At 67.6% G+C, this 6886-nt stretch carries 6 protein-coding genes and 2 pseudogenes; 3 read left to right on the forward strand and 5 right to left on the reverse strand.

Annotated features, from left to right (window positions below):
• The 4 genes and pseudogenes from AC1DN2_RS21215 to AC1DN2_RS21230 form a co-directional block, all read right to left on the reverse strand.
• Positions 1–1012, reverse strand: a pseudogene (locus tag AC1DN2_RS21215) (DUF222 domain-containing protein); the annotation flags it as partial.
• 82 nt (positions 1013–1094) lie between these two features.
• Positions 1095–2048 carry a hypothetical protein gene (locus AC1DN2_RS21220; protein WP_476851862.1) on the reverse strand — a complete coding sequence of 318 codons (954 nt, stop codon included), beginning with the start codon at positions 2046–2048 and terminating at the stop codon, positions 1095–1097.
• Positions 2045–2785, reverse strand: coding sequence for a cytochrome b N-terminal domain-containing protein (locus AC1DN2_RS21225; protein WP_476851863.1), 741 nt, complete (start codon positions 2783–2785; stop codon positions 2045–2047). The genes AC1DN2_RS21220 and AC1DN2_RS21225 overlap by 4 nt, the downstream gene beginning before the upstream one ends.
• Positions 2782–2949 (reverse strand): hypothetical protein, encoded by a 168-nt coding sequence (locus AC1DN2_RS21230; RefSeq protein ID WP_223914108.1) that lies wholly within the window; start codon positions 2947–2949, stop codon positions 2782–2784. Before AC1DN2_RS21230 ends, AC1DN2_RS21225 begins: the two co-directional genes overlap by 4 nt.
• Before the next feature lie 134 nt (positions 2950–3083).
• Here AC1DN2_RS21230 and AC1DN2_RS21235 point away from each other — a divergent pair, with 134 nt between their 5' ends.
• From AC1DN2_RS21235 to AC1DN2_RS21245, 3 genes are all read left to right on the forward strand, one after another.
• On the forward strand, positions 3084–3806 hold the full coding sequence (locus AC1DN2_RS21235; RefSeq protein ID WP_476851864.1) for a Maf family protein: 723 nt from the start codon (positions 3084–3086) through the stop codon (positions 3804–3806).
• Between the two features lie 147 nt (positions 3807–3953).
• Complete coding sequence (locus AC1DN2_RS21240) at positions 3954–5807, forward strand: acetyl/propionyl/methylcrotonyl-CoA carboxylase subunit alpha (RefSeq protein WP_476851865.1); 1854 nt, start codon at positions 3954–3956, stop codon at positions 5805–5807.
• 96 nt (positions 5808–5903) lie between these two features.
• Positions 5904–6635 (forward strand): glutamine amidotransferase, encoded by a 732-nt coding sequence (locus AC1DN2_RS21245; protein WP_476851866.1) that lies wholly within the window; start codon positions 5904–5906, stop codon positions 6633–6635.
• Between the two features lie 91 nt (positions 6636–6726).
• On the opposite strand, the pseudogene AC1DN2_RS21250 reads toward AC1DN2_RS21245, so the two are convergent.
• Positions 6727–6886, reverse strand: a pseudogene (locus tag AC1DN2_RS21250) (IS30 family transposase); the annotation flags it as partial.

Genomic DNA, 6886 nt, shown 5'->3' on the forward strand with positions numbered 1-6886 from the left:
AGCCAGGTGTTGAAGTTCCGGTCCTCGGCGTTCGTCCCGGCGCCGATGCGTTCCCGGGCCCAGGCGGCGGGGACGGTGCCGTAGCCGGGGAGCCGGGCGGGTTCGGCGTTGCCCTGGAAGAGGGTGCGGTCGGTGATGACGAGCTGGATCTCGACGCCGGTGATCCCGCCGGGGGTGCCGGTGGTGCGTTCGACCAGGGCATCGGCCATGAGCTGCCCGCGGCCCCTCGGGTCCCCGGCGGCGCGGAGGGTGTCGGCGTGCCCGGTGAGGGCCTTGTAGACGGCGACGCCGGCGGTCACGGGCAGCAGGGCGGTGAGGTGGCACATGGTGTCGGGGGCCGGGCGGAGGCTGACGTGCCGCTCGGTGGCGGCGTGCGCGGCGCGTTCGGTGACGGAGCGGGGGTCACGCCGGTACGCGGCGGTGCGGGCCGCGGCGATCAGGGACCGGTCACCGGCCCCGGCGAACGTTCCGGCGTCGGCGGCGAGTTCGGCGTCGACGGCGGCCCGGTCGGCCGGGGTCAGGCAGGCGGTTTCGCGTACGAGCAGGGTGGCGCGCCATTCGTTCAGCTGACCGGTTTCCAGGGCGGCGAGGGTGTGCGGCATCTCGGTGATCAGGGCTTTGGCCAAGCCCAGGAGCCGGCCGCCCCTGGCGGGGATTCGTGCCGGGCCAGGGCGATCTGCGCGCCGACCCCGGCGCCGCGCCTCTCGGGCGGGACCCCGAGCCGGGCCTGTTCGCGGCGTTGGAGCAGGTCGAAGGCCACGGCGAGCCGGGCCTGTTCCGCGGACGCGGCGGATTTCCAGTCTTCCAGTTCCCGGATCCGGTCAATGATCCCGGCACTGTCCGTGGGCGGACAGCCTAAGCCCACCGGCCCGGCGTCCAGCCGGCCCGCCACCTCCGCGGAGGCTGCCTCCGCGGAACCCAGCGGTCCGGCGGCCGGGCCGCTCCCGGCGCGGCTTAAGCCACCGTCGTCGTATCCTGCCGGAGCCACTTCGGGCCCCTGATTGCCGTCCATGAATCCAGTGTTTCAGGGACCCCCGACAATAACGCGCCTGTACTCCTCAGCCGAAGCTAGGCGTCACGGATTGCCGGCGGACTCAGCGGTTGCGGTAGTAGTCCTTCCAGACCAGGCGATGGAGGGGGATCACCCGCGGCAGCGACCGTAGTCCGGGGATGAACGGCAGCAGGGCCAGCAACGCCGTCAGCACGAACATCGTGACGACGACGAGGGCATCGGCATTAGGCGAGCTCTTGAACGGTTCCACTTGGTAAAGGAGCGAGAAGAGCCACAACCAGGACTGCCCAGGCGTATCGCCGGTTTCGTTCATCACGCCCCACTGATCCCCGGAGAGGTGTTGGCTGGCCGCAAGATCCGGGAAGTAGCCGCCGTCGCCCAAAAATAGGAGGCCGCGCGTGAAGTCCATGTTGTAGAAGTTTCCGCCGCTTTGCAGCACGCCGTCCAGACTGCCTTGGCGCGCCATCTCCAGCAGCGCTCCGGTCAGTGCAGGGACCGGGCCATAGTCGCCGTCGCCCACCTGGGCCGGGTCGTTATCCGGCGCAGCGGCAAGGGCGTCCGAATAGGCAGCTGCCCAGGCTGAGCGCTGCTGATCCGTGGCGGCCGTCCAGCTCGCCAGCTCTGCCGGCGGCGACGGCAGCGTCGCAAGCGGGGCGATCACGAAGTCATTGGCGGTATCAACCGGGAGGCGGACGCCGGAGAGGCTTTGAAGGTCCACGGGGCCGATCTTCTGCGTCGCGTCCGGGGTCGAGTTGTAGGGCGGCCCGTATCCGGCAGTATCGCTGGTGCCGGCCAGTTCCTTTGCAGCGGTGCCAACGAAATCCGCCGGGGCGGCCGTGGCCCACGTCTTGAGGCTCACGCTGGGCTCATCAGGGGACCCGAAGATGGCGGACACACCGAGCACGAGCAGGCCGACCACCACAACGCCGATGATCAGTTCCTTGATGAGGTCATATTCGCGGACGCTGCCCGTCCAGGGCCGGCTGGCAACGTCGTCTGCCTTCCGCCAGGAGGTACTACTGTTTTTTCTGGTCATTGCACTGCGCCCCCGGATTCTGTGCCCCTGGGTTCGGAGGCCTCCGGAGGTTCGGTGGCCTCCGGGCGGTTGTGAAGCAGCTGGGCGTCGGACTCCGCGGCATCCAGTGGAGGTGCAACGCCGTGGACCCGGACCAGCAGGACGTGCAGGACCACCACAGCGCCCACGGCCAAGGGCAGCAGCGTGACATGCCAGGTGAAGAGCTGACCGACGTTGGCCACATTGAACCAAGCGCCTACGCCGACCGCGTTCAGCGCATCCTTCGCTTCAAAGGCAATCCACTGCGAATCGAAGTTCGTCTGGAGCAGATACCCGGTGAAGGCCGCCACGATGGAAACAACAAAGGAGATCACGCCGGTGATCCAGGTCAGCACCCGGCCCCCGCGCCAGGCCGCCATCCAGAATTTCAACCACAGGTGCACCACCATGAAGATGAAGAAGAACTCCACGCTCCACAAATGCGTGCTGTTGACGAAACTCCCCAGCGAGGACACGTGATACCACTGGGGTCCGTTCAGTCCCAGCACGATCCCGGAAACGATGATCCACAGCAGGGACGCGATGGCCCCCATGCCGAATACGTACGCCCAGGATGCCACGAAGCTTGGCTGGTCCTCGGGCAAGAGTTTGTCCGGCGGAAGCTTCCTCAGGAGCCACCGGCGGGCCCTGCCGGTCAAGGTGCGGGCGTCTGTTTCATCGACCTGCGCGCCGTGTCCCGGTGTTGCGGGGGCAGTCATTTGCGCCGCTTCCCTCCGGGAAAAGGCAGGACCAAGGCCAGGATGAACAAGATGATCATCACGACGATCACGATCAGGTTTCCGGATTGGATGGTGAAGCCGTCCCAGCCAAAATATGTTCCATCACCAACCATGCCAACGCTTGCCACGAGCCATCCAGACATGAGCTGCTCGATTCTTTTTAGGATGCCGGTTCAACTCCACCACTGTCACGTATCCGCAGACAGGGTCTTCTGCCCCGTTTAGGCGCCCTTCCGGGACCCCGTGTTGCTGTGCTGCGGTGGATTAGGCTGGAGCCGTGACCCGCCTCATTCTTGCCTCCCAGTCCCCCGCCCGCACCAAGCTGCTCCACAACGCCGGCATCGCCCACGAGGTCCTCGTCTCGGACGTGGATGAGGACGCCGTGCAGGCCCGCTACGGCGTGACGGATCCGCATGACACGGCCCTGTTGCTTGCCCGGGCCAAGGCAGAGGCCGTCGCGTCCCTGCCCGAGGCGGACGGCGCAATCGTGATCGGCTGCGACTCGGTCTTCGAGTTCGACGGCGAGGCCCACGGAAAGCCCTACACGGCCGACGTCGCCCGGGAGCGTATGCTCCGCATGAGCGGCAGCATGGGCGTCCTGCACACCGGCCACTGGCTCGTGGACTGCCGGGACACGGCCGTCGCAGACGCTGACACAGATGCAGACACCGACGACGACGACGACACAGACGGCGACGACGGCGCGCGCGGCACCGGCGCCACCCTGGGCTCGGTGTCCTCGGCCGAGGTCCACTTCATGGAGATGAGCGCCGACGAAATCGAAACCTACATCGCCACCGGCGAGCCGCTCCAGTGCGCCGGCTCCTTCACGATCGACGGCTACGGCGGGGCGTTCATCCGCAAGGTCGACGGCGATCCCCACACCGTCGTCGGGCTCTCCATCTCCACCCTGCGTGCCCTGCTCGGCCAGGCGAATGTGGGCATCACCGAGCTTTGGACCGGCGGGGCTGTGGACCCGGCGGACGTCCGCGCCGAGTAACGACGGAATGCGTGGCGGAGTGAGCCAATTCGCCACCCTTTGTGGCAACCCTACAAAGGAAGGGCCGTATACGCGCGGAATCCGCAAGTAATATCGGCGGAACCCTCAAAACCGCGCTAGGCTCCCTGAAGGAAAGAAGGAGACGCCTTGTCAGCAAATTCGGAGCAGTCCGCACCCACCGTGCCGGGATCAACGCAGTCATCTACAGCCGCGGGCATCCGCCGGCTGACCAAGGTGCTGATCGCCAACCGCGGAGAAATTGCGGTGCGCATCATCCGCGCCGCCCGCGATGAAGGCATCGCGTCGGTGGCGGTCTACGCGGACCCCGATCGCGACGCGCTGCACGCCCGGCTCGCGGACGAGGCCTACGCGCTCGGTGGCAACACCGCCGCGGAGTCCTACTTGGTGATGGACAAGATCATCGACGTCGCCCGCCAGTCCGGCGCGGACGCCATCCACCCCGGGTACGGGTTCCTGGCCGAGAACGCCGAGTTCGCCGCCAAGGTGATCGATGCCGGCATTACGTGGATCGGCCCCTCCCCCGCAGCGATCTCTGCCCTGGGCGACAAGGTCCAGGCCCGCCACATTGCCGAGAAGGTTGGCGCCCCGCAGGTTCCCGGCACCGCCGACCCGGTCGAATCCGCCGAGGAAATCCTCGACTTCGTGGACAAGTTCGGCCTGCCCGTCGCCATCAAGGCGGCCTTCGGCGGCGGCGGACGCGGCATCAAGGTGGCCCGCACCCGCGAAGAAATCCCCGAACTCTTCGAATCCGCCGTGCGCGAGGCCACCGCCGCCTTCGGCCGCGGCGAGTGCTTCATTGAGCGCTTCCTGGACGCCCCGCGCCACGTCGAGACCCAGTGCCTGGCCGACGCCCACGGCAACGTCGTGGTGGTCTCCACCCGCGACTGCTCGCTCCAGCGCCGGAACCAGAAACTCGTCGAGGAAGCCCCGGCCCCGTTCCTCACCGAGGAACAGAACCGCCGGCTCTACGAATCCTCCAAGGCCATCCTCAAGGAGGCGGGCTACCTCGGCGCAGGCACCTGCGAATTCCTCGTCGGCCAGGACGGCACCATCTCCTTCCTCGAGGTCAACACCCGCCTTCAGGTGGAGCACTGCGTCTCCGAGGAAGTCACCGGGATCGACCTCGTCCGCGAACAGTTCCGGCTGGCCCGCGGCGAGGAGCTCGGCTACGGCGACCCGGAAGTCCGCGGCCACTCGATCGAATTCCGCATCACCGGCGAGGACCCGGGCCGGAACTTCATGCCCGCCCCCGGCACCATCACGGTACTGAAAAACCCCACCGGTCCCGGTATCCGCGTCGATTCCGGCGTGGAGCAGGGCGATGTCATCAGCGGCAACTTCGACTCCATGCTCTCGAAGCTGATCGTCACCGGCGCCACCCGCGCCCAGGCCCTGCAGCGCTCCCGGCGGGCACTGGAGGAAATGGTGGTGGAGGGCATCCCCACCGTCATCCCGTTCGACCTCGCGGTGGTTTCCAATCCCGATTTCGCACCGGCCGAAGGCCCCTTCAAGGTCCACACCCGCTGGATCGAGACGGCCTTCGTCAATGACATTCCGGCCTGGACCCCGACCGGCACCGAGGCTGAAGCGGCCGACGCCGGTGACCGCCAGCGCGTCGTCGTCGAGGTCGGCGGCAAGCGCCTGGAAGTCGTGCTGCCGGCGTCGCTGGGCTCAGTCGGCAACGCCGCAGGCGCAAAGCCGGCCAAGGCCAAGAAGCGCTCCCGGGGTGGCGGCGCACCCGCGGCCGCGAGCGGCAACGCCCTGACCTCCCCCATGCAGGGGACCATCGTGAAGGTGGCCGTCGCCGAGGGTGACACGGTCGCCGAGGGAGATCTCGTCGTCGTGCTCGAGGCGATGAAGATGGAACAGCCGCTCACCGCCCACCGCGCCGGCATCGTCATCGGCCTCGCCGCAGCGGCCGGCGAGACCGTGTCCGCCGGCGCCATCATCGCCATGATCGAGGACGGCGCCGCAGAGTAAGCGGCACACGGTACGGCGACGGCGGACGGCCGGCGCCGCTGCCGGTTGCGGGCGCGCCTCTGGCGCGTCCGCAACCGGCCAGTAGAGACTTGGAGTGTGAAGCCATTCCTGCTCCTCGCCTCGCGCGCGGAGGACACCGCCGCCGAGGACGAATACCGCGCCTACCTTCGCTACTGCGGCCTCCGGCCCGAGCAGCTCCACCGCATCCGGATGGAAGCCGCCCCGCTGCCAACGCTTGAGTTGTCCGACTATTCGGGCGTCATTGTGGGCGGCAGTCCCTTTACGTCCAGCGACCCGGCCGAGCACAAGAGCGCCACCCAGCACCGGGTGGAGCGCGAACTCGCCGGGCTGCTGGACAGGATCGTGGCCGAGGACTTCCCGTTCCTCGGCGCCTGCTACGGCGTCGGCACCCTCGGACTGCACCAGGGCGCCGTGATCGACCGGACGTACGGTGAAGGGCTCGGCGGCGTCACCATCAAACTGACGGCGGAGGGGCTGCAGGATCCCCTCCTGCGCGGGCTGCCGGAGAGCTTTACGGCGTTCACCGGCCACAAGGAAGCCTGCACCGTCCTGCCCTCCCATGCGGTGCTGCTGGCCAGCTCGGCCGCCTGCCCGGTGCACATGTTCCGGATCAAGACCAACCTGTACGCGACGCAGTTCCACCCCGAGCTCGATGCTGAAGGGCTCGTCACCAGGATCGATATCTACCGCCATGCCGGCTACTTCCCGCCGGAATCGGCCGAAATGCTCATGGATGACGCCCGGCAGTTCACTGCGACAGAACCGATGAAGATCCTGCGGAACTTTGTGGAGCGCTACGCGAGCTGAGCCCCGCCAACGCTGAAGCCTGGCCCCGCAAAACGCAGAAGCCCGGTGTGTTCAATGGGCGAATTCTAGGAGTCGTTGCAACACCTGCTGGTTAGGTGGTTWGTAGTAAATCACGCAGACGCTCGGCTGGGGTATCCCAGCCGAGCGTTTTACGTGGGCGGCCGTTGAGCTCCTGGGCGACGTGTTCGAGGTCTTCCGGCCCGTAGGCGGACAGGTCGGTGCCTTTGGGGAAATACTGCCGCAGCAGTCCG

It is taken from the genome of Arthrobacter sp. 01L42, assembly GCF_056400005.1.

Excerpts from the sequence above, each read along its gene's own strand:
- AC1DN2_RS21220 (WP_476851862.1), bottom strand. The coding sequence starts at position 2,048 with ATGACCAGAAAAAACAGTAGTACCTCCTGGCGGAAGGCAGACGACGTT.
- AC1DN2_RS21225 (WP_476851863.1), bottom strand. The coding sequence starts at position 2,785 with ATGACTGCCCCCGCAACACCGGGACACGGCGCGCAGGTCGATGAAACA.
- AC1DN2_RS21230 (WP_223914108.1), bottom strand. The coding sequence starts at position 2,949 with ATGTCTGGATGGCTCGTGGCAAGCGTTGGCATGGTTGGTGATGGAACA.